The organism is Haloferax sp. S1W (assembly GCF_044593955.1).
In the GTDB taxonomy this organism is placed as follows: domain Archaea; phylum Halobacteriota; class Halobacteria; order Halobacteriales; family Haloferacaceae; genus Haloferax.
Window position 1 is genome coordinate 1,343,239 of record NZ_CP172595.1, and the last position, 24,603, is coordinate 1,367,841.

The 24,603-nt window shown below is 61.8% G+C and carries 26 protein-coding genes; 16 read left to right on the forward strand and 10 right to left on the reverse strand.

Annotated features, from left to right (window positions below):
• Positions 1–3 precede the first annotated feature (3 nt).
• From ACH9L7_RS07060 to ACH9L7_RS07070, 3 genes are read left to right on the forward strand one after another with little or no spacing between them, the layout of a single operon-like run.
• The gene (locus ACH9L7_RS07060; RefSeq protein WP_396613014.1) at positions 4–1,125 is read left to right on the forward strand and encodes an exonuclease; all 1,122 of its coding nucleotides are present in this window, start codon (positions 4–6) and stop codon (positions 1,123–1,125) included.
• Positions 1,122–1,364 carry a KEOPS complex subunit Pcc1 gene (locus ACH9L7_RS07065; protein WP_396613015.1) on the forward strand — a complete coding sequence of 81 codons (243 nt, stop codon included), beginning with the start codon at positions 1,122–1,124 and terminating at the stop codon, positions 1,362–1,364. The genes ACH9L7_RS07060 and ACH9L7_RS07065 overlap by 4 nt, the downstream gene beginning before the upstream one ends.
• Positions 1,357–2,001 carry a 30S ribosomal protein S3ae gene (locus ACH9L7_RS07070; RefSeq protein ID WP_396613016.1) on the forward strand — a complete coding sequence of 215 codons (645 nt, stop codon included), beginning with the start codon at positions 1,357–1,359 and terminating at the stop codon, positions 1,999–2,001. The genes ACH9L7_RS07065 and ACH9L7_RS07070 overlap by 8 nt, the downstream gene beginning before the upstream one ends.
• 84 nt (positions 2,002–2,085) lie before the next feature.
• On the opposite strand, the gene ACH9L7_RS07075 is transcribed toward ACH9L7_RS07070, so the two are convergent.
• A complete protein-coding gene (locus ACH9L7_RS07075) occupies positions 2,086–2,532 on the reverse strand; it encodes a plastocyanin/azurin family copper-binding protein (RefSeq protein WP_396613017.1) in 447 nt (148 codons plus the stop codon).
• A gap of 136 nt (positions 2,533–2,668) precedes the next feature.
• On the opposite strand from ACH9L7_RS07075, the gene ACH9L7_RS07080 reads away from it, so the two are divergent.
• The gene (locus tag ACH9L7_RS07080) at positions 2,669–3,340 is read left to right on the forward strand and encodes a protein sorting system archaetidylserine synthase (RefSeq protein ID WP_396613018.1); all 672 of its coding nucleotides are present in this window, start codon (positions 2,669–2,671) and stop codon (positions 3,338–3,340) included.
• A gap of 23 nt (positions 3,341–3,363) precedes the next feature.
• On the opposite strand, the gene ACH9L7_RS07085 is transcribed toward ACH9L7_RS07080, so the two are convergent.
• Complete coding sequence (locus tag ACH9L7_RS07085; protein WP_396613019.1) at positions 3,364–3,639, reverse strand: hypothetical protein; 276 nt, start codon at positions 3,637–3,639, stop codon at positions 3,364–3,366.
• A gap of 113 nt (positions 3,640–3,752) precedes the next feature.
• Between ACH9L7_RS07085 and ACH9L7_RS07090 the strand changes: the two genes are divergently transcribed.
• Positions 3,753–4,067 (forward strand): DNA-binding protein, encoded by a 315-nt coding sequence (locus tag ACH9L7_RS07090; RefSeq protein ID WP_396613020.1) that lies wholly within the window; start codon positions 3,753–3,755, stop codon positions 4,065–4,067.
• A 6-nt stretch (positions 4,068–4,073) separates the two neighbouring features.
• Here ACH9L7_RS07090 and ACH9L7_RS07095 read toward each other — a convergent pair whose 3' ends face one another.
• Positions 4,074–5,216: an acyl-CoA dehydrogenase gene (locus ACH9L7_RS07095; protein WP_396613021.1), complete on the reverse strand. Its 1,143-nt coding sequence runs from the start codon at positions 5,214–5,216 to the stop codon at positions 4,074–4,076.
• A 104-nt stretch (positions 5,217–5,320) separates the two neighbouring features.
• Between ACH9L7_RS07095 and ACH9L7_RS07100 the strand changes: the two genes are divergently transcribed.
• Positions 5,321–6,397, forward strand: a complete 1,077-nt coding sequence (locus ACH9L7_RS07100) for a phytoene/squalene synthase family protein (RefSeq protein ID WP_396613022.1) — start codon at positions 5,321–5,323, stop codon at positions 6,395–6,397.
• A 149-nt stretch (positions 6,398–6,546) separates the two neighbouring features.
• The gene (locus ACH9L7_RS07105) at positions 6,547–7,383 is read left to right on the forward strand and encodes a heme-copper oxidase subunit III (RefSeq protein WP_396613023.1); all 837 of its coding nucleotides are present in this window, start codon (positions 6,547–6,549) and stop codon (positions 7,381–7,383) included.
• Positions 7,384–7,627: 244 nt separating this feature from the next.
• Here ACH9L7_RS07105 and ACH9L7_RS07110 read toward each other — a convergent pair whose 3' ends face one another.
• The gene (locus ACH9L7_RS07110) at positions 7,628–9,286 is read right to left on the reverse strand and encodes a potassium channel family protein (RefSeq protein ID WP_396613024.1); all 1,659 of its coding nucleotides are present in this window, start codon (positions 9,284–9,286) and stop codon (positions 7,628–7,630) included.
• A 53-nt stretch (positions 9,287–9,339) separates the two neighbouring features.
• On the opposite strand from ACH9L7_RS07110, the gene ACH9L7_RS07115 reads away from it, so the two are divergent.
• The 4 genes from ACH9L7_RS07115 to ACH9L7_RS07130 are packed head-to-tail and all read left to right on the forward strand — an operon-like array spanning position 9,340 to position 13,395.
• The gene (locus ACH9L7_RS07115; protein ID WP_396613025.1) at positions 9,340–9,690 is read left to right on the forward strand and encodes a hypothetical protein; all 351 of its coding nucleotides are present in this window, start codon (positions 9,340–9,342) and stop codon (positions 9,688–9,690) included.
• Positions 9,691–9,748: 58 nt separating this feature from the next.
• Complete coding sequence (locus ACH9L7_RS07120; protein WP_396613026.1) at positions 9,749–12,187, forward strand: penicillin acylase family protein; 2,439 nt, start codon at positions 9,749–9,751, stop codon at positions 12,185–12,187.
• Positions 12,184–12,522, forward strand: a complete 339-nt coding sequence (locus ACH9L7_RS07125) for a hypothetical protein (RefSeq protein ID WP_396613027.1) — start codon at positions 12,184–12,186, stop codon at positions 12,520–12,522. The genes ACH9L7_RS07120 and ACH9L7_RS07125 overlap by 4 nt, the downstream gene beginning before the upstream one ends.
• A gap of 6 nt (positions 12,523–12,528) precedes the next feature.
• The gene (locus ACH9L7_RS07130; protein WP_396613028.1) at positions 12,529–13,395 is read left to right on the forward strand and encodes a CDP-alcohol phosphatidyltransferase family protein; all 867 of its coding nucleotides are present in this window, start codon (positions 12,529–12,531) and stop codon (positions 13,393–13,395) included.
• Between the two features lie 40 nt (positions 13,396–13,435).
• On the opposite strand, the gene ACH9L7_RS07135 is transcribed toward ACH9L7_RS07130, so the two are convergent.
• Positions 13,436–14,341, reverse strand: coding sequence for an SAM-dependent methyltransferase (locus ACH9L7_RS07135; RefSeq protein ID WP_396613029.1), 906 nt, complete (start codon positions 14,339–14,341; stop codon positions 13,436–13,438).
• 96 nt (positions 14,342–14,437) lie between these two features.
• Entirely contained in the window at positions 14,438–15,166 is a 729-nt protein-coding gene (locus tag ACH9L7_RS07140) for a DUF547 domain-containing protein (RefSeq protein WP_396613030.1), read from the reverse strand.
• Positions 15,167–15,273: 107 nt separating this feature from the next.
• On the opposite strand from ACH9L7_RS07140, the gene ACH9L7_RS07145 reads away from it, so the two are divergent.
• Complete coding sequence (locus ACH9L7_RS07145) at positions 15,274–17,430, forward strand: hypothetical protein (protein WP_396613031.1); 2,157 nt, start codon at positions 15,274–15,276, stop codon at positions 17,428–17,430.
• Positions 17,431–17,703: 273 nt separating this feature from the next.
• Here the strand turns inward: ACH9L7_RS07145 and ACH9L7_RS07150 are convergent, their stop codons facing one another.
• The 4 genes from ACH9L7_RS07150 to ACH9L7_RS07165 form a co-directional block, all read right to left on the reverse strand.
• Positions 17,704–18,144, reverse strand: coding sequence for a hypothetical protein (locus ACH9L7_RS07150; protein ID WP_396613032.1), 441 nt, complete (start codon positions 18,142–18,144; stop codon positions 17,704–17,706).
• Positions 18,145–18,409: 265 nt separating this feature from the next.
• Entirely contained in the window at positions 18,410–18,856 is a 447-nt protein-coding gene (locus tag ACH9L7_RS07155; protein WP_396613033.1) for a hypothetical protein, read from the reverse strand.
• 3 nt (positions 18,857–18,859) lie between these two features.
• Positions 18,860–20,575, reverse strand: coding sequence for a DUF4157 domain-containing protein (locus tag ACH9L7_RS07160; RefSeq protein ID WP_396613034.1), 1,716 nt, complete (start codon positions 20,573–20,575; stop codon positions 18,860–18,862).
• Between the two features lie 336 nt (positions 20,576–20,911).
• On the reverse strand, positions 20,912–21,217 hold the full coding sequence (locus tag ACH9L7_RS07165; protein WP_396613035.1) for a hypothetical protein: 306 nt from the start codon (positions 21,215–21,217) through the stop codon (positions 20,912–20,914).
• Positions 21,218–21,472: 255 nt separating this feature from the next.
• Between ACH9L7_RS07165 and ACH9L7_RS07170 the strand changes: the two genes are divergently transcribed.
• The 4 genes from ACH9L7_RS07170 to ACH9L7_RS07185 all read left to right on the forward strand — a co-directional run bounded on the left by ACH9L7_RS07170 (position 21,473) and on the right by ACH9L7_RS07185 (position 24,568).
• Entirely contained in the window at positions 21,473–22,804 is a 1,332-nt protein-coding gene (locus tag ACH9L7_RS07170; RefSeq protein ID WP_396613036.1) for an adenylosuccinate synthase, read from the forward strand.
• Positions 22,805–22,968: 164 nt separating this feature from the next.
• Entirely contained in the window at positions 22,969–23,154 is a 186-nt protein-coding gene (locus ACH9L7_RS07175) for a methytransferase partner Trm112 (protein ID WP_396613037.1), read from the forward strand.
• Between the two features lie 61 nt (positions 23,155–23,215).
• Positions 23,216–23,797: a hypothetical protein gene (locus ACH9L7_RS07180; RefSeq protein WP_396613038.1), complete on the forward strand. Its 582-nt coding sequence runs from the start codon at positions 23,216–23,218 to the stop codon at positions 23,795–23,797.
• A 210-nt stretch (positions 23,798–24,007) separates the two neighbouring features.
• Complete coding sequence (locus ACH9L7_RS07185; RefSeq protein ID WP_396613039.1) at positions 24,008–24,568, forward strand: hypothetical protein; 561 nt, start codon at positions 24,008–24,010, stop codon at positions 24,566–24,568.
• Positions 24,569–24,603: the final 35 nt, after the last annotated feature.

A 24,603-nucleotide genomic window follows, 5' to 3' on the forward strand; every position in this document is an offset into this window, starting at 1 on the left:
TAGATGTCCATGAGCCCCGCCGAACAGACGCCTGCCGCTGACGCTGCCGCGGTACTCCGCGAGGCGACGTTCGTTCGTCTCCGCGTGTACGCCAGCGGTGCCGCCGTCGCCGCCGCGGGCGTCCTCGGGCGGGCGCTCAGGACACGCAATATCCCCTTCCGAATTCGGGCGACCGACGCCCCCGAACCCGCCGCAAACGACGACGTTGCGGTTGCAGTGGGGCTGTCGGAAACCGATCGTGACCTCGAACTCGACCCGCGGGATGCCGTCTCCGTCACCCGAGAACTCGGTGTCGACCCCGACCCGGCGGTCGCATTGGCTGGCCTCCATGCCGCCGGTGTGTCTCCGGAGGATGATTCCGAGCTTATGGACGCAGCGACCGGCGCTGGTATCGAGTCGCGCCCCGGCGTGGCCGTCCCGACGGGCGATCTCGCAGACGGGATCGCGCACTCGACGCTGGTTCACGCGCCCGTTTCGGCCGACCGAGAGGCAGCACAGGCGATGCTCGCCGAACTGTCGCTTCCGGCCGAACTCGACGCGGACGCACACCGCCGGGTCGCTTCTCTCGTCGCTATCGAAGCGACTGGCGGCGAGGCGACACCGCGCGCGACGACCGCCGTCGAGCGCGCTCTACACCCGCATGCGACTCCGGACGGTCCCTTCGAAACCGTTGGCGGCTTCGCCGACGTGCTCGATGCGACCGTCAAGGAAGCGCCGGGAACCGCCGTCGCGCTCGCGCTCGGACACGACGTGCGCGAGACGGCGCTGGACGCGTGGCGCGACCACGCACAAGCGACGCACGCGGCGCTCCGCGAGGCATCGACGGGGCGCTACGAGAGCCTCTACGTGCTCTCGTGCGACCTCTCGTCTCCGGGACGACTCGCAACCGTCGCGCGCCTCGCCCGCGACTTCCGGTCGCCGGAACCGACTGTACTCGCAGTCGGGGCCGGTGCTGCGGCACTCGTCTCGACCGGTCCCGCCGGACTGGACGAGCAACTCGCCGCTGCCGCGACCGAACTGGGCGACGCGTCCGCAACAGGGTCGAAGCAGGAAGCGACCATCACGTTCGACCCCGCGGTGGACTCCGCGGATGTCGTCGCGGCCGTCAGGGAGGTGCGCCGATGACCCGGCGTGCGACCCTGCGGACCACCCACGACGACCCCGCGGCACTCGCCGCGGCGCTCACCCCGGACAACACGGACTCGATGGACACGACAGTCGAGGGGGACGAACTCATCACCACAATCGAACGCGACTCGACCGGCGGACTCCAGTCCACGGTCGACGATTACGTCGTCAACGTAACGGTCGCACAGACCGTTATCGACGCTACACGAACGCACACAGACACTAACCATGAGTGAACGATCAGTCTCCAAGCAGAAGCGCGGAAAGCGATGGTACACCGTCATCGCTCCCGAGAATTTTGACCGGAAGGAACTCGGCGAGACAGTCGCCGACGAACCCGAGAAGGTCTACGGCCGTACCGTCCAAGTCACCCTCGGCGAACTCAACGACGACCAGGGTGCGAACAACGTCAAACTCACCTTCCAGGTGACCGACGTCGGCAGCGACGCTGCCTACACCGAGTTCACGAAGCAGGAACTCACTCGAGACTACCTCCGTAGTCTCGTCCGCCGTGGTGCCTCGAAGATTGAGGCCAACGTCACGGCCCTGACGAAGGACGACTACCGCGTGCAGGTCCAGCCTGTCGCTTTCACGACGAAGAAGGCAGACCGCAGTCAGGAACACGAAATCCGTCGCATCATGACGGAACTCACGCGCGAGGCCATCACCGAGCGCACCTTCGACAACCTCATCAACAGCGTCACCGAGGGCCGTCTCTCGTCGGCCATCTACGGTGAGGCGAAGCAGATTTACCCGCTGCGCCGCGTCGAGGTCAAGAAGTTCTCCCTCGAAGCCCACCCCGAAGAGGTTGAGGCCGAGGAAGAAGCCGCTGTCAGCGTCGACGAAGAAGACATCGCCGTCGACGAAGAGTAAGCAGCAGACTCAATTTCGACTTTTTCAGGCTGCAAGCCGACAGTGAGCGGTGCGACCGAGTAGAAAACGAAATGCGCGGTCGGACTACTCCTCGACGACGACAGTACCGACCATCCCTTGCTGCTCGTGTGGGACACAGAGGTACTCGTACTCGCCGGGGACTTCGAAGGTGTAGGTGTATTCCTCGCCGCTTGCGATAAGCCCGCCGAGCGAATTGGAGTACGCTTTGCGTGCCGTCTGTTCGTCCTCGAAGCCACCGCTGGCGAAGAATTCGGCACCCTCTGGGAGGACGGATTCGTACGCGGTGACGGTGTGGCCGCGGGAACTCGTGTTTCGCCACACAACTTCGTCACCGACTTCGATGGTCACCGTCGGCGGGTCGAACGCGACGGCAGTCATCCCCACGTCGAAGTCGCCGTCCGACGCCAGCGACGTGGCGCACCCGGCGAGACCCGCGGTCGCTGCCGACCCGGCCACGGCGAGAAACTCACGTCGCGTCCGGAGACCGCTCGAAGACCCTTCGTCTGGCATAGCCCAGTCTCCGACCCCGACGGATAAATGTCGCATGGTTCGCCTCCCGAACGCCGCGACGATGGATACACCCGATGGCGGCCGCACCCGGGGGAGGAACGTAAGAGGGAAAGGGGCGGTCCGCAATCGCAACGGTATGAAACCCCGATTCGTCGGTCGGTTGGGTGCCGCCGACGCGGTTACCGCCGGCAACGCGGCACTCGGGTTCGTTGCGGCGGTGCTGACTGCGGTGGACGTCCGTCTCGCCGCGAAGGCGATCCTGCTCGCCGCGATGGCCGACGGCCTCGACGGGGTTGTCGCCAGACGCTACGGGGGTACCGATGCCGGTCCGTATCTGGACTCCCTCGCCGACGTTGCTTCATTCGGCGTCGCCCCGGCGCTCCTCGTCGTCTCCGTCGTGCGCGAGATGTGGGGCTTCGAAACCCTTCGAGTCGTCGCCGGAGTCGCTATCGCTGCACTGTTCGTCGCGGCCGCAGTCGTTCGATTGGCGCTCTACACCGCATACGACAGCGACAGCGACGAGACGGTGGGTGTGCCGACGACGCTCGCGGCGACTATCCTCTCTGCGGGCGTTCTCGTCGGATTCGTAGACCCAATGTTGCTCGTCGCGCTCTCGGCAGTCATGGCGGCGCTCATGCTCTCCGACGTGACGTACCCCGACCTGCACGCACAGGACGCCCTCGTAATGGGTGTCGTGCAGGGTCTCGCAATCGTTCTCGACGGAACGCTCGGAGAAGGATTCGCGTTCGGACTGCTGTTCTTGGCGCTCGGGTATCTATTCTTGGGGCCGCGCTTCTACTGGGGGTAATCGGTCGTGGGGTCCGGCCAGGGTCACATCCCCATGTCCGCAGCATCCTCGGGAATCGGGAGGTCATGGGGGGAGACGCCGAGGAGTTCCGCCGCGTGGTCGAGCGCCATGTCGAATCCGTAGTACCGCTCTAGCTCGTCGCCATCGGCAGTGGGGCGGACTTTGAGCATGGCGTAGCCGTCGATGTTCTGCGCCACGGCGGCGGTTCGGCCCTCGCGGTCGAATTCGAGGACGCGTTCGGATTTGGTGACGTAGTACCGTGCGGAGATGCCGTTTGCCGTAGCCTCCTGTTCGCTCATGCGCGTCGCTAGGGAGCGGGTGGTGTCTAAAGTACCGGTTCTATCCAGACCCGAGGAGACGAGCAATCGGGTTGGAACGAAAGTCACGTGTGTCTCTCCGTCGAGGAGCGAGTATGTGGTTTCAGAGCGGCCGTCGGCGTGACCTCTGTGCTATCCTCTACGATGCGGGCGAACTCAGAGGGCAGAAGCTAAAGACGAGATTGGAGCGCTACTACGATATCCGAATCGACCCCCAGTCGTTCTACGCGACGCTCGACGCACTCGTGGAGGCAGGGCACCTCGAACGGCGAACAGAGGGGATATACGACGTGTACGGACTCACCGATGCGGGAGCAAGCAGAATCGAATCGTACTACGCGTGGCTCACCGAACGTGTGGAAAGCCGTGAGAGTCGGATAGCCGACGCGGACGAGCAAATCGCCGACTGACGACGGCTACTTCTGGAGCCAGTCGCCGATGGTGTTGCGGAGAATCTCGCTCGTGCCCTCGTAGATTTCGTTCAGTTTGGCGTCGCGGTAGTAGCGCTCTGCGGGGAAGTCCTTCGTGTAGCCGTAGCCGCCGTGAATTTGGATACCTTCGTTGGCGACTTCGCGGCTAATCTCACTGGCGTAGAGCTTTGCCTGCGCCGCCTCCTTGATGAACGTCTCGTCGCGCATCTTCAGGTCCGCGGCCTTGTGCATGAGGAGCTTGGCCGCCTGCACCTTCGTATCCATATCGGCGAGTTTGTGCTTGATGGCCTGGAACTCGCCAATTGGCTGGTCGAACTGCTCGCGCTCGCCAGCGTACTTCACGGCGTCGTCGAGCGCGGCGCGCGCGATGCCGACGGAGCGGGCGGCGATAGTGATTCGGCCGCCGTTGAGCGTCTTCAGTGCGTGAACGAATCCTTCGCCCTCGTCGCCGAGAAGGCGGTCTTCGGGGATACGCATGTCGTCGAAGCGGAGTTCCGCAGTCGGACAGCCCTTGTCGCCGAGTTTGTGCTCCGTGCCTTCCACGATGAAGCCGTCGTCCTCTTCGGGGCGGACGACGAACGAGGAGATACCTTTGTTCCCCGCGTCGGGGTCAGTCTTGGCGAAGAGGATGACCGTGTCGGCGACGGAGCCGTTCGAAATCCAGAGCTTGCCGCCGTTGACGACGTACTCGTCGCCGTCTTTCTTTGCGGTCGTCTCCATTGCGGGCACGTCGCTGCCCGCGCCCGGTTCGGAGAGCGCGAACGCGCCGATGTCGGTGCCCTCGTTGACGGGCGTCAGGTACTCCTGTTTCTGGTCTTCGTTGCCGAACTCGTAGAGCATGTTGCCCGCGAGGCTCGTGTGGGCGGCGACGATGGTTCCGAGGCCGCCGGACCCGCGGGAGATTTCTTCGAGGCCGATGGCGTACGAGTGGTAGTCGAGGCCCGCACCGCCGTACTCTTCGGGGAACGGCATTCCCATCAGGCCGAGTTCGCCCATCTCTTTGACGAGGTCCGCGGGGAACTCGTCTGTCTCGTCAATTTCCGCCGCACGAGGCTTGACCTCCTCGTCGACGAACTCTGAGACCATATCCTTGATTTGCTTCTGCTCAGCCGTGAGCGCAAAGTCCATGCCTGATTCTTTCATTGACTATGCTTATGATTTTCTGCTACGGCGTGTCCGGGGGCACCCCACGACACTTTTTATCCCCCCTTCCGTATAGCGGTACGCTTCGAATGTCTCGACACGCCGATGCCCGGCCACCGGCAACCGATGACGACCTTAATTGGTGTCACGATGCAGTCCAGGGCGTCTCCCGAACCTTCGCCCTGACCGTGGACGTTCTCGACGAACCGATGTCCTCGTACATCTGTATCGGATATCTACTCTGTCGAATCCCAGACACCATTGAGGACTCGTCGTCGATTACGCCCGACGAGCAGGCACACCTCCTTCGACTCTACGACTGCGCGCTCGACCCCAACGACGATACCTCGATAGACGAGTTCGTCGTTGCCGTCGAGCCGCATCTTCCACCTACTGATTCCCGGTCCGACGACTGGATGGTCGTCGCCAACGCGCCCCGCGTGCTCCGCACGTTCGAGGCACTTCCGACCGATGTTCGCGAGGCGGTGCTGCCGCCGGTTCGCGAACTCGTCTCGGGGATGGCGATGTTCGTCGAACGGTACTCCCAGACCGGCGGCCTCCGCATCCAATCGCGCGAGGAACTGGAAGAGTACTGCTACTACGCTGCCGGAACCGTCGGCAACCTCATCACCAACCTGGTGACGCGCGGGAACATCGACCGGGAGCGACACTCCCGTCTTTACGACACCGCCGAGGAGTTCGGCCTGTTGCTTCAACTCGTCAACATCGCCAAGGACGTGTACGACGACTACGACGCCGAGAACAACGTCTACCTGCCGGCGGAGTGGCTCGACGACGCGGGCGTTCCGCAAGAGGAAGTCCTCAACCCGAAATACGAGGAGCGAACCGCGTCCGTCGTTCGCCGAACCGCCAACCACGCCAAGTCGTTCCTCGACGACGCGCAGTTGTATCTGGAGACGGTGCCGCTCCGCGACGGCAACACGCTGGCCGCGTGGGCGATTCCGTTCCTGCTCGCCGTCGGCACGCTCCGGGAACTCGTGGCGAACCCCGAGCGGGCCGTCACCGGTGAGGGCGTCAAGATTTCGCGACAGGAGGTGTTTGCGGTTGTCTCCGCACTGAACGGCACCAGCTCCGACCGACTCGCAGAAATGCGCGAGATAATCTCGCGGAAACCGTTCCATCGGGCGACGACCAACGCCGACTGAGGGCCCCGCCGGGCACGCGTTCATCTGCGGTCCGTTCTTTCCTCTTTCCGACCCGTCCCCCGACAGCGACGGTACTAACTGGACTGTGTGCGTTCACGTCTCGAACGCGCTTGGGAGGATTTTTAGTACCCGAAGAATAACGGTCGCCTATGACTTCGGAAGAAGGACACGACGACCACGGACACCACTTGCCCGCGGTGGAGGATTGGCCACGGGGCTTCGGTGAGGCGAGTTGGTGGCCGTTCGTCACTGCAGTCGGCGGCGCAGGCATATACGTCGGCGCAGCGCTGTACATCATGAACATCGGCCAATCGGCTGCTCTCGGTGTCGCAGGTGCCAGTATCGCCGTATTCCTCCTCGGCATCGTCGGCTGGCTCTACCACGCGTTCATCAAGGGCTTCTGGGAGCGCGACCGGAGCGAACACGACGAAAACAAACTCCGCTGGGGAATGCTCGCCTTCCTCGGGTCCGAACTCGGCACCTTCGGTGCGCTCTTCGGCTACTACTTCTTCATCCGCGCAGGGACGTGGCCGCCGCAAGAGCTTCCGCACCTCGTCGGGTCGCTCGTCCTCGTCAACACCGGCCTGCTCGTCCTGTCGAGTCTCACGCTCCACTGGGCGGAAGGCGCGCTCCAGAAGGGTAACCGTCGGAACTTCCTGCTCGGACTCCTCGTGACGCTCGTCCTCGGTGCCATCTTCATCGGCGGACAGGTGTACGAATACTACGTGTTCATCATCGAAGAGGGCTTCACCATCACCTCGGGCATCTTCGGCTCGGCGTTCTTCGGTCTCACCGGCCTCCACGGTCTCCACGTGAGCCTCGGTGCAGTCCTCCTCGGCATCGTCTTCGTCCGAGCGCTCCGTGGTCAGTACTCCGCCGACCGCCACGTCTCGGTGAGTACGGCATCCATGTACTGGCACTTCGTCGACGCCGTCTGGATCTTCCTCGTCGTCGTGCTGTACGTCGGCGCGGAAATCGGCGCGTAAACGTACCTCGACGACCCTTTTTCGACCGCTGTTCTCTGAGCCGTGGGTGGTAAATGAGAGGCGAACAGGCGGCACCACTGCTCCGCGAGACGGCGTGCCGCACATCCGCGTGACGCCTCGCGGCGGTCGTCAACGCACGGCGGCGTTGGTCTCGTCATCGGTGATAAACCTAGAGCCGTGCCGACTGTCGAGTCTGGTACGCCCGGCGCGCCCCACTCCTCGATAGAAACCTGTTCGCCGCAGTTCACCCGAACCGCTCGTTGAACTGGTAGATGTCTTCGTCGATGCCAGCGACGAGTACATCGTCGTTTTTCTCGACGCTGAAGTCGGGGCCGAGTTCAGTGAGGAGGCCCCCGTTGCGCTCGACAGCAATAATCGTACAGTTCGTCCGAGCGCGAACGTCCGCTTCCGCGAGCGTCTTTCCGACGAGTCCGGGCGCGTTCGTCCGGACGATTTCGATTTGCGACTCGGGTGCGATGACCTCCTCGTCGAGGACTCTCGACGCGAGCATGCGTCCGGCAACCGTCGAGAGCGCGAGGACGTAGTCCGCTCCGGCGCGGTAGAGTTTCGCGATGCTTTCGGTCTCGTTGGCGCGCGCGATGACCTCCGTCTCCTCGGAGACGCGCTCGGAGACGAGCGTGGTGAAGATGGCGGTAGTGTCGTCGTCGAGTGCGAGGATGATACTCCGCGCTTCGTCGACCCCTGCTTCCATGAGCGTCTGTGGCTTGGTCACATCGCCGACGATGTCCACGCCGGGTTTATCCTGCTTGTCGACGACGAGGTGCGGAACGCCTGCGCTTGCGAGTGTCTCCGCCGCGGTCGAACCCACTTCACCATACCCGGCGATGATGACCGTCCCGCGACGGAAGCGCCGCGCCGACGAGAGCGTGAGTTCGCGGAGTTGTTCGAGTTGCCGCTCGCGACCGACGACGAGGAGGATGGTGTGTTCGTCGATGATGGCGTGGGGCGACGGCGGCGAGACGAACTCGCCGGTGAACCACGCACCGATGATGTTGGCACCGGTGAGACGGCCGATACCGCTTTCGGCGATGGTCTCGCCCTCGACCGGGCTGCCGCGCTGCACGAGAAGTTCGGCGACTTCGAAGTCCTCGCCGATTTCGATGGCGTCGCCCAGCGCGGACGAGATGGATGTCGTTGCCTTCCCGGCGAGACTCTCGCCGAGGAGTCGCCGCGGCGAGACGACTTCGTCGGCACCGGCGAATCGGTGGTAGTCGCTGACGCGCTGGTCCTCGATGACGCTCACCACGCGGGAGTCGGGAGCGGCCTGCTTCGCGGCGAGGATGATACTCGCGTTCGTCTCGTCGTCGTCATCCGCGACGATGGCCAGCGCCGACTCCGCGTTCACGGCTTCGAGGTCCTCGACCGACTCGGGGTCGCCGTGGGCGACAGTGTAGCCGTCCGCGTACAGTTCCTCCGCGAGTTCGCGGTCGGATTCGAGGATGATGTACGGCATGGCCATCGCGTCGAGTTCGTTGACGAGCGCGTCCCCGCGGGGTGTATAGGTGCAGACAATCACGTGGTCGGTCAGGTCCGAAGTCGTCGGTGGGTCGGTCCGGAGGGCGTCTTTGACCAGCGGAACGAGGAACAACGGCAGGGTGAGAAAGACGGTGGTGACGCCGGTGAGTTGCATGAGGATAGAGAGCGTGAGAAGCTGCGGCGAGTCCATCCAGAACGCCGTCTGCTCGCCGTACCCGGTCGTCGTGAACGTTTCGACGACGACGTGGAGCGCCTGAATGAACGTGACATCTTCACCGGCGAACTGTCCCATGGCCCATCGATAAATGAAGGCGTAGGTGATGATAAGCGCCGCTGCGCCCGTGAGATACCGCCCGAGACGACGTTTCGCCTTCGACAGTCCGGGACCGTCGCCCGTAATCGACATACTCCCGCTTTTTCCGCCGGTGTCTAAAAGGGATGCCCCGCCGGAGGGTCCGTATGGGCCGACGCCAAGACGCGGCGCTCACACTCTTGGTAGCCGTGCCGATGGCATTACTCGTCGTGCTTGTTCGTCCGCCGATTCGGGTTCAGACGGTCGCACTCGGCGTCACCGCAGTGCTCGTTCTGGAAGGCGCGTCGTTGCTGGTTCGTTCAGCGGTTCGAAACTATTGGGAACGGTCACTCGTGCAGGGAGTCGCCGTGGTGAGTGTTGGTGTGCTCGCCGCCGTCGGCGTGTTCGTCGAAGGAGAACTTCTGGTCGCCGTCCTCTCGGGTCTCGTGACCTATCTCGCTGTCCTCGCAGTCGTCGTCTCGCTCGACCGCCGTACCACTCGACGCGACAACTCCTGAAACGTTCACAAACGTCATTTGAGGAATATTTATCCGGCGGCCTCCCTCCAATGTGGGTATGAATACCACGACTCGCGCCGTCGTCGCCGTCGCCTGTGCAGCGGCGCTGGTCGCAGTCTCGGTTCTGGGCGGGTCGTATCTCGGTCTCGCCGCGCCGTTGTCCGGCGACTTATACGACTCGGTGACGCCTCGCGGGACGACGCAGGTCGACAGTCCGTACGGCCCGGCGAGCGTCTGGTACGACGACCGAGGCGTTCCCCACATCGACGCGGCGAACGAGGAAGCGCTGTACTTCGCCGTCGGCTACGTGCAGGCCCGCGACCGCCTGTTCCAGATGGACCTCCAGCGCCGACTTGTCGGCGGCCGTCTCTCGGAAGTCGTGGGCAATCAGACAGTCGAGTCAGACCGCTTTTACCGGAGTCTGGACTTCGAGGCCGCCGCGGAAGCCTCGTGGAACTCCGTGCGAGACACCGAGGTCGGTCCAGCCATCGAAGCCTACAGCGACGGGGTGAACCACTACGCCGATTCCGGGGCGCTTCCGCCCGAGTACGCGCTGCTCGACGCTGAGTTCGAGACGTGGACATCGACTGACACACTCCTCGTCGGCAAACTCATCTCGTGGCAACTCTCCGGGTCCTTTTCGGACCTCCGGCGGGCGACGGCCGTCTCCCGACTCGGCCCGAACGCCTCCGAACTCTACCCCGCGCAACTCGACCACGACGTGCCAATCGTCCGCAACTCGTCGAACTCGGACGCCGCGTCGTTCTCGCCCGAATCGGTCGCCGTCGGCGCAGGTGTTGATACGTCAGCGTCCGTCGCTGGCGACTTCGAAGCACTCGCCTCGTGGACCGACGCCTACGACAAGGACCCGGCATTCGGGTCGAACAACTGGGTCGTCTCCGGTGAGCACACCGCCTCCGGAAAGCCACTCCTCGCGAACGACCCGCACCTTTCTCTCACGGTTCCACCCGTCTGGTACGAGATGCACCTCTCGGCCGCCGAGATGGACGTTCGCGGCGTCAGTTTTCCCGGAATTCCGATGGTCGTTATCGGACGCACGGCCGATGCTGCGTGGGGTGTGACGAACGTCGGCGGCGACTTCACCGACATCTACACCTACGAGATGCGAGACGGCGGCTACGTCTACGACGGCGAGGTCCGTGCCTTCGAAACCGAGACGCAGACTATCGAAGTCGCGGGCGGCGAGGACGTGCAACTCACGGTTCGAAAGTCCGTCCACGGTGCCGTCATCGAGCGCGGCGGGAAGACCGTCGGTGTCGCGTGGCCGGGCTTTTCGGCGACCAACGAATCGCTCGGGGCCTACCGCCTCAACCACGCCGACTCCGTGTCCGAGGTCCGCGATGCGCTCCGCATCTGGGACGTGCCCGCTCAGAACTTCGTCGCCGCAGACCGCGCCGGTAACACGCTGTATTACCCCGCCGGTCGGTATCCGCTTCGCGTGACGGACGGCGAAGTCGTTCACGGCGACACCATCTTCAACGGGTCGCGGGGAGAAGGCGACTGGCCCGGATACGAACCGTACGGTGAGTCGTCGTGGGAGGGCTTCGTCCCGTTCGAGTCCATCCCGCACGTGAACGACCCGTCGATTTTCGCCACGGCGAACCAGCGGACTATCGACGACCCGCCGTTCTACATGGGCACGTCGATGACCTACGCCGACCCCTATCGCGGGGCGCGAATCTACGACATGCTCGACGAGGCGGCCGCCGAGGGCGGGGTGACTGTCGAAGACGGTATGACCGCCGAGGACATGATGCGCATCCAGCGCGACGTTCGCTCCGAGGCCGCGGTCGGTCTGGTTCCGTACGCGAGCGGGGACGACACAGTCCAGCAAATGTCCCCTGCGGCGCAGGCACTCGCCACCGACCTCGACGGGTGGGACGCCCAGATGCGCGCCGAGTCACGCGCGGCGCTCGTCTATCGAATCTGGCGCGACGAGTTCCGAAACGCGACGTTCGCAAGCGAGTTCGACGCGGTGGGCCTCGACGAGTCGTACTACCCGAGTCTGTACGTCTTGCAGACCCTCGACGCCGACGCGAGGTGGTACGACGACCCGACCACCCTCCACACGACCGAGACGCGGGCGGATATCGCCGCACTGGCGATGAACCGGACCGCCGAACGAATCAACCAGGAGGGGTGGGAAACCTACGGCGACTTCAACAGACTCGATATGAACCACGCGTTCGACCGTGCGTTCCTCAACTACCCCGAGCGTCCAATGGACGGGTCGCGGTACACGGTGTTCAACTTCCGTTCGACGGGGGCCACGCAGATGGGGAGCAGTTGGCGGATGGTCGTCGACTTCTCCGAAGACAACGAGTCGGTGGGGATTATCCCCGGCGGTCAGCGCGGTGTCTTCTGGTCCGACCACTACCACAGCCAACTCGACGAGTGGGCGGCAGGCGAGTACAAATCGCTCGCGCTCCAGCGGCCGGGCGGACCGCCGGACATCGTCTTCGGAGGTGCGCGATGAGCGCGCTCTCCGACCTTCGAACCGGGCCGCGCGCCGACCTCGCGTTGTTCGTCGCAACCGTTGTCGGTGTGGCTGCCGCGTCGGTCCACTGGGCCGGACTCGTCGTCGGCGGCGTGTTAGTCGGCGTCCTCGCCACGTCGGTGTCGCGTGCGGGCGTCCAGGGACTCACGTTCGGCGGGGTGGTCCTCGCGATTCACGTCGCGTTCGTCTGGTGGGCTGGCGCGCTTGACGCCCAGCTATCGACCGGCATCCTGTTCGTGCTCACCATCGCCGTCGGATTCGCGCTGCCGACGGTCGCTGCCGTGGGCGCGCGAGCGGTGACGGAGACCGGCTAGCCACCGATGGACGCCGACTCGACCTCACCGACGGACGCTGCCTCGACCCCCTCGACAGACGCGATTCGGCAGACGCGACAACGCATCCGCCGAAGCGGTTCGGTTGCGGCCGTGGTCGTGGTCTGCATCGGTGTCCTCCTTGCGACCACCGCGACTGTGACGGTGACAGACGCCACCGTCTGGACTGCTGTGACGATTCTCGTCGCCGCGGGTGTCTGGGCGCACACGCATCGCCACGCCGCTGAGAACGAGTCTGTGGCGGCGACAGACTCGACTCGGTACGCTTCGCTGGGCGTTCCGACCGCCGTCACGCTCGCCCGCGGGACCGTCGTGGCCGCGGTTGGTGGTCTCGGTGCCGTGGCCGCGACAGGGGCCGTCGGAGAGATGTGGGCGTGGGCCGCGACCATCGGCTACGGCGTCGTCGCCGCACTTGATTGGGTAGACGGGGCGCTCGCCCGACGACTCGGGCGTGTCACGGCCCTCGGGTCCCGCCTCGACACGACAGTAGACGCGCTCGGCCTCCTCGTAGCACCGCTGGCCGGCGTCCTCCTCGGTCAACTTCCGTGGTGGTACCTCTCTGTCGGCATCGCGCGGTACGCGTTTGTTGCGGGGGTGTGGTGGCGGACGAGAACCGGCCGCCCGACGTACGACCTGCCGCCGCGGGCGTCGCGCCGCGTGCTCGCAGGGATTCAGATGGCGTTCGTTCCGCTCGCACTGGCACCCGGCGTCGGCGACCCGTGGATACCCGCGCTGGCCGGTGGGGCCGCCGGGTCGCTGCTCCTCGGGTTCGTGCGGGATTGGCTGTACGTCTCGGGGCGTCTCACCCCGGAATCGGTGGCGGGGCCGTCGCCGTCGTCGAAGTCAGAAGAGTAGCAAATTCGTCGCCGTCGGCGAAGTCAGCGGAGTGAGCCCGTCAGTCGAGTTTTGCGAGTACGTCGAGGTTGTGCGCGACGTACGTCAGTTCCTCCGCCTCTAACTGCTTGTGTCGGGTGTCGAGCCATCCGCGAAGCGTCGTCTCTCCGACGCCGCCGTTGGAACCGACCGACTCCTTGACGAAGCCGAGGATGCGCGAGAGGAAGAAGCGCTCTTCGTCGGAGTACGGCGGGTGGACCACCCAGTCGGACCCTCCGGCCGAGAGAATCGAGGTGTCTGCCATCGGGAGGGCCGAAAGCAGGTCCGACCCGGTCTCCGCGCCCGAGGAGTTCTCGTCTTCCATCGAGTCGTGGTAGGCGTCGAGTATCTCGTCGTCCGCGTTGTGTGAGGGCCGGAAGGTCGTTCGCCCGTCGAAGGTTATGGGGGCGTAGAAGAGGCCGTCCTCGGTGAGTCGTGAGACGAGCGACTCGATAGCCCGATTCAACGGCAGCACATCGAGCACAGCGTGGGCGATAGCGAGGTCGATTGCCTTCGGGAGGACGACTGTCGCATCGAAGAGGTCCCCAGTCACATAGGTGAGCGAAACCCGTCGGCCGTGTCGCTCGATTTGGAACCCATCGACTGTCGGTGCCGCCTCCCAGCCTGCCTCTTGGGACCACTCCGCGAACGCCGCTGCGGCCCGGTCTGCCATCCCTTTCCGGCGGTCGACCATGACGTACTTCACGTCGTCGTAGGCGTCGAAGACGCCCCACGAGAGGAAGCGTCGGCACATCGCACCAGTCCCTGCCCCAACAGAGACGACGCGAAGTGGCTCGCCGGGGCGCGCATCCGCCCGGTCAGACAACTCGTCGACGAGCGTCGACATCGTCGGCCGATGGAGCGCGCGGTCGTCGACGACCTCTTTCGACTTGAGGTACCGGACGAACCGTTCGTCGTGTCTTGTCACAGACACATACTCGCGGCGAGAAACTATAATCGTTCCCCAGAATCGACTCGTCACGTTCTGCTACCCGACGAACCGTCGTGCTCGCCGCGCTCGGCGTTAGGGCCACGTCGTAAACTCACCCAGTGAGAGCGACCAGTCGTAGTCAGCGTAGGACAGCGACGGCGAGGCGTCTTCGGGAATGATGCCGTACTCACACAGCATCTCTCGGATACCCGAGCGGCCACCGAAGTCGCCGCGGAACCACAGGAACAGTCTCGGAACGCGGGCGCGGTCGGCGTCGAAGTCGTACTCGACTTTCTGTTCGAGAGAGGATGCAGTCGCCACGTCCAACTGCTCGCTGAGTCGGTCGTGGTGGTACGTCGCGATTGGCGGGCAACTCGCCGCACCGCAATTCAGCGCGAAGTGAATTCGCGGGTCGAGTTGGGAAACCCGGTGTGTTCGCTCGAACGACCCGGGAAACGGGTTCGGAATGTAGCCGAACCCCCACCCGAGCATCGAGCGCCGGAGGATACCGTGTTCGATGTCGTCCGGGCTAAGCGACTCGCCCGCGACGGTAACGACGCTCGCGCGAAAGAACCTGTATCGACTGTCGTACTTGGAGGGTTCCGACGAGAGCGCGTCCTGCACGGCCGCGTTGTAGATGTTCAACCAGAATGCGCGCCGATGTGCGTCTGAGTCGAGTTCGGAAGCGAGTGCGTCGCTGTCGAGAGCGGCGAGGGCGTCCCGGACCTCGCTCGTCTCGTCGCCGAAACGGACCCGTTGAAGGTAGTCTGACGCGAGTTCGAGCGCGTTCTCGTGTTGCGGGTGGTCAGGGCGGGCGCTCACGGGTCGAAGTGGGCTCCCGGGTGGATAAACGGCGGGGGGTCGTGCGTGAAACGTGCCAATGAATCGCCCGGAAAGTATTTGATTCGGTTCCCGTGATTTACCTCCAAATGGATAGCGAGATTATCGACGTGGTGACTGGGTGGGACTCGGCACCCGCAGGCAGTGGGTACGGGGGTCTCCAGTCGCTCGCGGCCGACGGCTTCACGGGCGCGGTCGTTGCGGGCATGACGTGGGGGTTCATGCTCAACGGTCGCCTGCTCGGAGTCTTCGACGGCCGTATCGAAGACTTCGAGGATGAGTCTTTCAAGGCGTACCGCGCGCCGGACACGTCCCTCCCACTGTTGTACGCGATGCAAGAGACCGGCGGCGACGTTCGGGCCCAGTACTACACGGAAGAGACGCCGCTGAAAGACGCCGACGGAACGCTCTCAGCGGGGGGATTCACTGGCTACATCGAACTCTCCGAAAACGTCCTCTCTGGTGACTACTACGTCGTCTACCACGGTGGCAAGTCGATGAGTGCGGCCTACGTCGGCAACAGCAAGCGTCTCATCACGGGCGACGACGCCTTCGAACGAGCGAACGACGAAGTTGGCATCTACAAAGTCTACGACGTGGACATCGAACTTGTCGATATCCCCGACGACGGGTCCGAAGACGACTCGGTCGCACCCGCAGCGGTAGACACGGCCGAGGAAGACGAGGCTGTCGAGGGTACGGACGACGAGATATCGGACTCGCCTGCTGACACCGTCAGTGACTCACCGACCGAACCGGTCGAGAGCGACGACGCTCCTGCACCCGACTCGGAACCGGACGCAGAGACGCCAGCACCCGACGAACCCGCATCCTCCAGTGCCTCCACCACGTCCGACTCGGACGTTGACGCACCGTCTGCCGACGCGACACAGGCACCAGCGAGCGAGTCTGCAACCGCTGCAGGTGCTGACGCCGCCTCGGCCGAGTCGGAGTCTTCGGCGGCCTCGAACGCGTCTTCGACGTCTGCTGGTCCCTCCTCGGAACCGAGTGCCGCGAGCGACGCGACATCGAAGAACGGTTCGGACGGAAGCCAGACGGCGGCCGAGTCGGAATCCGAAGAGAGTGGCTCCGGAGACGATGTTTTCTCCGCGGAGGCCCAGTGGCGCAACGCCCGGTCGATTCCCTCGCTCGACCCCGGAAACTCGAAGCGAGAGACGGCCGCAAAGCGGAACGCCAAGAGCGCAGAGCGCGCACGGCGACCGAAGAGTCAGGCCCCGAAGCCGAAGCGAACACAGAAACAGACCTCGACTCCGGCGTCTTCGGCCCGGACGCAGTCGCCGAAGCAGACACAGGTCGACTCGGACGCTGCCGAGGCGCTCGAAGCGACAGTCTCCAAACTCAAATCAGAGCGTGACCGCCTCGAATCGGAGCGCGACTCGCTTCGAGACGAACGCGACGAGTACCAGTCTCGGGCGACCGAACTCGAAGCGCGCGTCGAAGAACTCGAAGCCGAAGTCGACCGTCTCGAAGCTAAACTCGACGAGGTGGGCGTCCACGACACCGCCCATTCGATGTCGCCCGACGAAGCACTCCAGGGCACGAACCTCTTCGTCCGCTACGCCAGAAAGGGCGAAGCGACGCTCGAAAAGGCCCACGCCGGACAGGCCAAACGCGAGGATGTCGTCGGGAACCTGCGTCTCGAACACCACACGACGTTCGACACCGACGGACTCGGCGTCGAGGGCCGCCCCTACGAGGAGTTCCTCGAAGACACCCCCGAATACGGCTTCGCCAAGTGGGTCGTCACCGACCTGCTCTACGAGATTGGCGAAACCGGAAACCGGACGAGTCTCGCGGGCGTCTTCGACTCGATTCCGGATATCGACCGCATCGAACTCTACGGCACCGTCTCGGTACCGATTGCCGAGGACGAGACCGAGCCACGAAACTTCGACATCATCTTCCGCGACCAGATGGGCGACCCGCTTTTCGTTGCGAACATGAACGACTCGCGGGACCCCGCGACCAAGCCGATGGTCTCGCAACTCGTCAAGGACTCTCGGGCCGTCGCCGAGGCGAACGAGACGCTCGGCTCTGCGTTCGTCGTCACGGCCAGTTTCTTCGAACCCGAGGCGCTCGAAGTCGCGGCCGAAAAGACCGGCGGCGGACTGCTCAGTCGCTCCAAGCGCAAGAGCTACGTGAAGCTCTCGCGCAAGAACGGCTACCACCTCTGTCTGGTCGAAGGCCGCAGCGGCGAGTTCCACCTGAACGTCCCGGATATCTGAGGTTCGGCTGGGCGTTCAGGTGGTCTGCCGAGGGTGACCAGTCACGACTGAATAATACAATTCGCGTAATGCTATAATTTTCAGAGACCGCACTAAGCGCCCGACGGACGAACACCGGTTGAGGAGGTCACTACCTAGACAGTGCCAAGGAGACCAACATATCATTCAATTGTTGGTTACTCAGTCATGTGTTTAGTCTGCCGTCTCGCCGGCCATATTTCAAGGACTACTGCGAATCAAGGCGGCGAATGTAAATGTTCCTCTGTAGATTCGCTAGTTCGGCAGATGTTCTGACCACAATTCAATCCAATTTTCTTTCTTGTCCTCGTTCTGCCATAACATCAATATGTACCCGAATATATCCTCATGGGAGTTCTCTTCTTCCCGACTGGCGGCCCACTTATTGGCCTCAAAATGTGGAACATCTTTCCACCACGCCTCATAGGTAATGTCGAATGTGTTTTCTTCATCAGATATTTTAAAGTAGGTGTTTTCATCGTTGTAATGATGGTTGTAAATGACTGTGGTTCCAGATGCATACAAATCCCATTTGATTTCACTTATCTGAACAATAAGCGTTTGTCTATCAGGGTCGGGATAGACTGCGACCCATCCAAAATCGCCAGCCTTGCAAAACCCCGAGGTTCCGTAGTCGCCAATCTCCTCAAACTCGCTTCCTGAACCACTGGAAGGGTCGAAACACGTGTACATCATCCGCCGGTCGAAATTTTTCAGTCGTATCATTATTCTCGAATATCTTGCAGCCCAACCTGTATCTCTACTGCGCGGCCCGTCTTATTGCTGTCAAAGGTGTGCTTCCCATCCACCCTTTTCGCCTTTCAATTCGTAGGATAAAGTAGCGTGTTGTCAGTTTTGTTTCAATTACCTTCAATAGCTTTGATTCGAACTTCGTGGTGATTTGGTGGATGGCAGACCTAGTGACAAACTAAATAGCCCTGATTTATTATGGCCGTCTTCGCTATGACTCACTCAGATTGTTTTCTGCTTCATTTTCTGACAAATATTTGATATATGCGAATATGTCCTCTTCTTCGTCATTATACATGTCCCTGACGGTGGTCATATTAGCCGAAGATGGTTGTGGCAACTCCGTCCACCAAGCATCGTAGGTGATTTCAAACTGATTCCGGTCGTTCTCGATATTGAAGTACGTCTTATCGTTTTGACGCTGATGCTCATACGTAACAGTAGTATTCGAATCATTCAGATCCCATACATTGTTGTCAATTTGAACGCTCAGCGTTTGTTTATCAGAATCAAAATAGACCGCGACCCAGCCAAAGTCAAAGCTCTGGCAATATCCATGGGTTGTCTGCTCGTCCAATCTCTTAAATTCACTTCCCTCCCCGGTCGATTTGTCAAAGCAGGTGTATTCGTATTGTCGATTGAAATTCTTCAAATACATTGTTTATATATCCTCCAATCCGACTAGGATATTTACTGCTGAATTCGTTTGTGTAGTCTTTTCAATTACCACTTCCCAATTCCGGTCGTATTTCTGATAGAGTTGGTCAGCGTCCGGCCCCGTTACCTTTCCGTATTTCTTTTCATTCCGTTCTAGCATAGTTCGTAGGTTCTGTTCATCGCATTCTTGGATGTGTGGCTGGATACTTTCAAACAAATCATTTGCAGATCTATCATCCGAACGTTCAACAATCGATTGTATTTTTTCTCTATCTCCTTCTGTAATGTAGCTCATTATACGGTCTACATTTCGTTCGAGAACTGCCTTCCGCGCTACTTGCTCTATTGTATGACTTTTCTTCCTCAGCTCTTCTGCCTCCTGTCTCAGCCTCTTTTTGTTATTGACATACTCCTCTCGTGTCTCTCTCGCAGGAATCACATGGTCTGGGTCGGTCCAGTTCACTCCAAAATCCGGGACCTCCTCGCTTTCGGATGGAGAGTACCCAAAGACGGCGTTAATATCTCGTCTAATCCCTTCTGGAATCTCACCGGTGGCTTTGGTATCGTTTCCATCCAAATCCAGCGGGTCCTTGCTGAGAAGGTTCCGCGCGACCTGTCGCTGGCGTTTTTCGGGGAGGTCGTCAATCGCCGCGGTCGTATGGAGCGCAGCGACGTTCCTTTGAAACATCGCCAACTCGTCCGCTCCGTTTGCCTCGCTCACCATCACTCTGGCCGAGGACTGGGACAACTCCGTTTGTTTTGTGACCCAACTAATTGCCGCTTCCACACCCTCGACAGCAACGTTCAAGCGTTCATCGTCTGGAAGGCGTTGCAACTCGATTGCTTCACTGTGATCCGAACCTGTTTCTCTCTCAGAGATGCGAGACGTCCATTGAATATGTACGTCCGCGTCCCGCATGCGGTGAATCCCGAGTTTTCCGCCGCGCATTACGCGCTGTGCAGTCTCTTCGGCTTCACGCTCTAACCGCTGGTCTGGGTCAACCTCCAACCCACCCAATTGTGGGAGCATACTCACAGCCCCACCTGTTTGCTGGCGGACGTGCGCTAACTCGTGCGCGAGAACGTGCTGGCCTTCAGCGCTCGACGGGTCGTACTCGCCGTGATTGAACGCGATGTGGTTCCCGACGGTGAACGCACGGGCGTTGATGTCCTCACAGGCTTTTGCGGCCCGCGGACCGGTATGGATACGAACGTCTCCGAGCGAATCGCCCATCCGCTCTTCCATCGCACGCTGGATGCTCGTGTCGAGTTGCTGGCCAGGCGACGAAACCACGTCGCGGACCGAGTTCGGAACCTGCGTGTCGCCAGCCTTTGACGCCTCGTGATGCGCATTGCGACTGCGCTGGACTGATTTTGCGTTCCGGCGCTCGATGTCCTTTGGAACCTCGGCCGGGCGCTCCTTTTGACGCTCGCGGAATTGCCGCATATCCCGCGGCTTGCCCATCGTCTCGACGGTCATTCCTTCGTCGGCCCACTGCCGAACTTGGCTCGCGCCGTGACTCTGGACGAGGCGCTGGACTTTGACTTCCAGTCCGTCCCTGTACATGTCGAGGCCGAACCGAGATTCACAGTCCTGCGGCGTCAGCGACCTGCCACCACCACGACTGCGGTTGGAGCCGCCCACCAACTCCTGAATCGACGGAATGGACGACGCTTGGCGGTCCTCGCCCGTCTTCTCCTTCGCAGAGCGAAATCCCATTCTCGACACAGAATTGATAGCAATCCAATATATTGTTTATTGCCAAACTGAAATTTCAAAATATATCTGGAAGAGACCGCGTTTTCCGGCATTCCCATTCAATCAGGAATGTACCCACAGTCGGGCTTGACGTACATCGCCCACGCCTCAGAAAGTCGCATTCCCGCCGCTCAATACCTGAGCCGAGGATAAATAAGAGAGTCCACCCGGCACCAACCGGAGGGTGAGCGACGCCAGATGGTACTCACGCCGTCGAGAACGCTCCGTCAATCCACGTTTCTGTAGAAACTGATTCGTTTCTTCGGAAACAGGACAAAACGACTGCGTGAACGGAGATTAGTTCTCGACTTCGGCTGCTTCTTCAATCTTCATCGATTCGAGCTTCGCAACGATTTCGTCGAGTTTGTCGTCGAGTTCGTCGACGAATTCCTGCGTCCGCTCGGTGGTGATTGCACCTTGGCTGGAGGGCTCGATAAGGTTCTCTTCTTCGAGAACGCGGAGCGAATACCGAACCTTGTGGTGCGGATAACCCGTCTCGTTCGACATCTTGACAATGCCGATGGGTTCGCTCTCGATGACCATCTTCAGGACCTGCAGATGGCGTTCCAACATATCGACTTCCTTCTCAAGTCGGTCTATCATGCCATTTGTTAACTCTTCTTGGGAGACTTTAAGCCTTGCCCTCCACGGCGAGTGGAATAAGAGTGGTCGGTCGATTCGGCAGAGGCTACCAAGACTACACGAGGGCACTAATTAACGGTTGTGTTCTCGCTTGCCATGATGATGCGTGTTCATGGCATTTTATGGAAGTTAGCGTGGAGCAAGTATGCACGAGTATGCTATTGTCTCCGGCCGGTACCGTAATGTGTTTAGTCCATCGCGGGGAACGGCCGACGTATGACTGTTACCATCGTCGGTTCGCAACTCGGCGACGAGGGCAAGGGTGCCCTCGTCGACCTGTGGGGCGGCGACGCTGACATCGTCGTCCGATATCAGGGCGGCGACAACGCTGGCCACACCGTCGTGGAAGACGGTGAGGAGTACAAGCTTTCGCTCGTTCCCAGTGGCGCGGTCCGCGACAAGGTGGGCGTGCTCGGAAACGGCTGTGTAATCAACCCGCGGACGCTCTTCTCGGAAATCGACGACCTCCGCGAACAGGGTCTGGACCCCGACGTGCGCCTCGCAAAGCGCGCGCACGTTATCATGCCGTACCACCGCCGCCTCGACAACATCGAAGAGGAGGCGAAAGCCGACTCAGACCTGACTGTCGGCACGACCGGACGTGGCATCGGCCCCACCTACGAGGACAAGGTGGGCCGCCGTGGCATCCGCGTCGGCGACCTTCTGGACCCCGACGTACTCCGCCAGCGACTCGAGTACGTCGTTCCGCAGAAGCGCGCGCTCATCGAGGACGTGTACGGCCTCGAAGCAGGCGACGAGTGTGATATCGAGGCACTCGTCGAGGAGTACACTGAGTTCGGCCGTCGTCTCCGCGAAGACGGCATGACGGTCAACTGTGGCGACTTCCTCGCCGAGCGACGCGCGGAGGGTGAGAACGTGATGTTCGAGGGCGCACAGGGGACGCTCATCGACATCGACCACGGGAGCTATCCGTACGTGACCTCCTCGAACCCGACGGCTGGCGGCGCATCCACTGGGTCCGGTCTCGGACCGACCGTCGTCGGACAAGGCGAAGTCGTCGGTATCGTCAAGGCGTACCTCTCGCGTGTCGGCGAGGGACCGATGCCAACGGAACTGAAGGACAACAACCGCGAGGAGGAACTCGCAGACTTCATCCGCGAGAAGGGCGGCGAGTTCGGGACCGTTACCGGTCGCCCGCGCCGTATCGGATGGCTCGACATCCCGATGCTCCGCCACGCCGCGCGTGTAAGCGGCTTCACCGGCATCGCCGTCAACCACCTCGACGTACTCGCCGGACTGGACGAAATCAAGGTCGGTCACGCCTACGAACTCGACGGCGAAAAGCGCCTCACCATGCCTGCGACGACCGAACGCTGGGCGGAGTGCGAACCCGTCCTGAAGGAGTTCGAACCGTGGCCGGAAGTCGACTGGGCCGAAGTCGCCGAAGAGGGCTACGATGCCATCCCGGACGCCGCACAGGACTACCTCGACTACATCTCCGACGAACTGGACGTTCCCGTCTACGCGGTCGGTATTGGTCCGGACCGTGAGCAGACGGTCCACATCGAAAACCCGTTCGACAAGTAACCACGCGGCCAACGGCTCCCGAGAACCCTCGCCGGGCACACTCGATTTGCGGCCCGAAGACGCGTTTGGGGCCGCTACTCACCAGACACCTCGATTTTCGTCTCGGCGTCGCTGCCGACGGCGAACCCGTACGCTTTTACTTCGCGCAACCGACGGTCACGTCAATGAAAGAATCCCTGACGGACATCCTCTGTGACCCCCTCGACAAGAGCGAACTGGAACTCGAAGTCGACGAACGGGACGGCGACGAGATTATCGAAGGGAGACTCATCGGCACGGTCACCGGAGAGGTGTACCCCATCGAAGACGGTATCCCGAACCTCCTGCCGCCGGACATGCGCGACGACTGAGAACGCCTCACAAGCTCGGTGGAACTGAACGCTTTTCTGTTTCGGTGCTGACTCTGCGAGCATGCCGAACGAGTCGCTTTCCGTCGAGTTGAACGAGGAGCGCCCCCACGACCTGTCGGTTGCGCCGTCGTTCTCGACGAACGGCCCGTTCGAAATCGAACTCGATAACCTCGGGCAGGCGGTTCACGTCCACCTCCACATCGACGACGAACTCTCGCGAGTCGCGCGACTCTCGGGCGGCAACCACTACGTCGATGGCGGCCAAACCACTGGTGTCGAGGTGTACGTCTCGCCAGCGGACGAACCGGTGACAGGGAAGCTAAAGGTCGTGACCGGATACGGTTCCGAGACGGCGTACGTCGACGTGACAATCAACCCGGCTCCGGAGACGCGGCACGTCGACGTGGACGAGACGCTCTCGAAACCGCCGGTCGACAAGACGGAAGCAACCTCGAGCGAGAGTCTCTCGGACGTGTTTCCCGACGTGGACCCGAACGGGATTCCCCTGTTTTTACTCGGCATCGTGGCCCTTGCGCTCGCCGTCGGTATCGCCACCGTGTTCGACAGTTTCGCCGTCACGCTCGGGGCGGGCGTCGTCGTCGGCGGCGTCCTCGTGGCGCTCGGACTCTCGGTGTTCGAGTAGCCGAATTTGAAACTCGTCCGAAATGCTCTGTTAACGCTGACTGTGCCGGTCGGGGGCGAGACGACACGCGACTTTAGCATCGAGTAACGTGCCGTCCAGCACACCGAGAATCGGGCGTTAGTCACGCTCTGTTCGAGAATTCGGTGTATAACTACTTGCCACAAGGTAGCAGTTGTCTCACCCATCGATTACGACTGGGTTCGAGTAACAATGCTACACGGAATCCGACCGTACCGACGGCGAACAGTACTCAAAACACTTAGCGCGGGGATTCTCGGAAGCGCTGTACTCGCCGGGAGTGCCAGTGCGCACGACGGTCCCAAAAACAACCGTCGACAAGACACGTTCACGTGGGCGAACGGGACGCTCTTCGAGATGTTCGATACCGACCTGAACTCGCCCGAAGACGAAAGCGACGGAAACGAGGCCGCACATCGTCCGCTGTGGGTTATCGCATCGATGGACGGAACCGGTGTCGACGGCGCAGAACACTCACCTCATCCCGCACCCGTTCCCGGTATCGACCACGTCATCCCACTCCCGCCGGGACCGCGTTTCACGGCGCAGTGGCACGTTCACCTTGTGACTGATGGCCCGCCAAACGGACCGCTACCGACGAACTTCACGCGGACCGACCGCCACGGAAACTACCTCATCAGCGCCGACGCCATCACGTCGGCAGCGGACGACCCAGATGACCCGGTCACTGTGACGGCGGTGCCGGAGGTCTTCACGTGTCCGGTACGGCCCCACAAGGGTCCTGACGCGTAGAATCGATTCGAAAGCAAAACGAAACAGTTCGACGC